Source organism: Microbacterium sp. B19 (assembly GCF_000333395.1).
In the GTDB taxonomy this organism is placed as follows: Bacteria; Actinomycetota; Actinomycetes; order Actinomycetales; family Microbacteriaceae; genus Microbacterium.
The window spans coordinates 1-1988 of record NZ_BADA01000271.1 but is presented as its reverse complement, the minus strand read 5'-3'; the positions used below and the strand labels follow the sequence as shown (position 1 = coordinate 1988).

2 protein-coding genes are annotated in these 1988 nt (G+C 69.3%); one reads left to right on the top strand and one right to left on the bottom strand.

Translation table 11 applies throughout. The features are described 5' to 3' along the window. Positions 1-341: carbohydrate ABC transporter permease (locus tag I5G_RS10000; protein WP_022878933.1), on the top strand; the 341-nt coding region annotated here is incomplete at its 5' end. 506 nt (positions 342-847) lie between these two features. On the opposite strand, the gene I5G_RS09995 is transcribed toward I5G_RS10000, so the two are convergent. Further along, the coding region (locus tag I5G_RS09995) for a bifunctional lysylphosphatidylglycerol flippase/synthetase MprF (RefSeq protein WP_022878932.1) at positions 848-1988 on the bottom strand (1141 nt) is incomplete at its 5' end.

Below are 1988 nucleotides of genomic sequence, written 5' to 3'. Positions count from 1 at the left end.
GGCTCGGCACCGAATACGAAGAGGCGGCCACCATCGATGGGGCGAACCGCACGCAGATCTTCTTCCGGATCGTCCTGCCGCTCATGTCGCCGGCCACCGGCACGGTCGCGATCCTCGCGGGCCTCATCGTGTGGAACGACTTCTTCACGTCGCTGATCTTCCTCGGCGGCTCCGCCAACCAGACCCTTCCGGTCGCCATGTACTACTACATCGGCTCGCTGGTGTCGGCCTGGAACCAGATCTTCGCGATCGTCATCGTCTCGATGGTGCCGATCCTCGCCTTCTACCTCTTCGCGCAGAAGCGCTTCATCCAGGGCTTCGCCGGCGGCCTCAAGGGCTAGGGCGCACCCCGATGGATGCCAGGACCCCTGGCATCCGTCGGTCGTCCGCCAGATGTCGCCGGCATCTCCCGGCCCGCCGTTCGCCGCGGGGAGCTCGGCGCGATCGAGCGCCTGCACTCCGATGACGGCCGCCAGCGTATGGGTGATACCGAAGGAGGAATTGACGCCGAGGAAGCCCATCGCCGCCGAACACGCGACCAGCACCGCACCGATCACGCGTCTCCCCCACGGCGCGTGAGCCAATCCGACCACGCCGACAGCGACTCCCGCGAACGCGAGACCCGCCCATCGGGCCGCCCCCACGGGAAGCGGACCCTGGAAGACCCGGAAATGGCTCAGGGCACGGGCGATCAGGTACATCGACGCACCCGCGGACGCGCCGATGAGGAGCGCTCGCGCCGGTCGACGAGGTGGCCACATCACGACGAGGACGACCGCGATGACCACTGCCGCGGCCGTGAGCCGAAGCAACGGACCGTCGATCAACTCGATCGAGAGCAGCGCGTTCACCGGCGCCCTCCCCAGGCGCTCCGCGCGAGGGCGACGATCTCACGACGCGAGGCGTCCGGCAGGTACGCTCGGCCCACCGCCGCACCGATGGCCGGCAGGTCCAGCGGATCACGGTAGGCCAGAGTCAGCTGGCGGTAGCGCGGACGGAACTTGCCCTTGAAACGGAACAGGGACGCGAAACCGTACGCGGGCTCCAGCACCTCTGCGAGCCACCGGAGGAGAGCACGGAGAGGCGCCGGGTCGACGTCGCTGAGCGCCTCCGGCGACTCGGCCAGGGGCGCGCCGGAGAGGCTCAGCACCTCCACGCCCTCCGCCTGCAGCTGCAGCGCGGCCTTCGCGATGAGGAACTCCATCATCCCGTTCGGGGCGTCGGTGCGGCGCCGCATGAAATCGAGCGTCCACCCCGTGATGGCACCGTCGGTCCAGCTCGGCATCCAGCTCGTGACCGCCTCGATGCGTCCCTCCGGTCCGACAGCGAGGAGGAGGCGGACATCGCGGTCGCGCAGCTCGTCGAGTGAGCCGAGCGTGAAGCCCATCTCGGGGAGGGCCCGGTCGGCGACCCATTCCTCGTCGATCGCGATGACCCGCGAAGCCTGCGGGACCGTGAGGTCGTGCCAGCGCGTCCAGACCGCGGCGTACCCTTCGCGCTCCGCACGCGTGAGCGGTTGACGCACCTTCTGCCACGCCTTCCCCGCGAAGGTCAGTCCGGGGAGGTCCATCACCGTCTCCACTCCGACGGGCACGTTCCGCCAGCCGAGGGCATCCAGGTCGGCGGCGGTGTCCTCGTGGATGCTGTAAAAGGCGGGCGTCCAGCCGTGCTCGACGCAGAAGTCGGAGAACGTCTGCAGTGTCTCCGATCGGCGGCCTTCCGGCACGAGGGGGTCCCCGACGGCCAGCGCGACGTCGCCGACGAGCCGGTACGCCACCGCGCACTCGCGGTCGTCGGAATACCAGTGCAGGTTGCCGGCCCACGTTCCCCAGAACCCGAGGGTGTCGCTCCCCCGCTGCAGCAATTCGCGATAGAGCCTGGTGTCCCCGGGGTCGGGACGCTGGATCCGTCGGAACAGCCAGAGCACGGCGGCGATGACGATCAGCCAGAACAGCACCCCGACCCACTGGTACGCGAAGAGCGCCGCC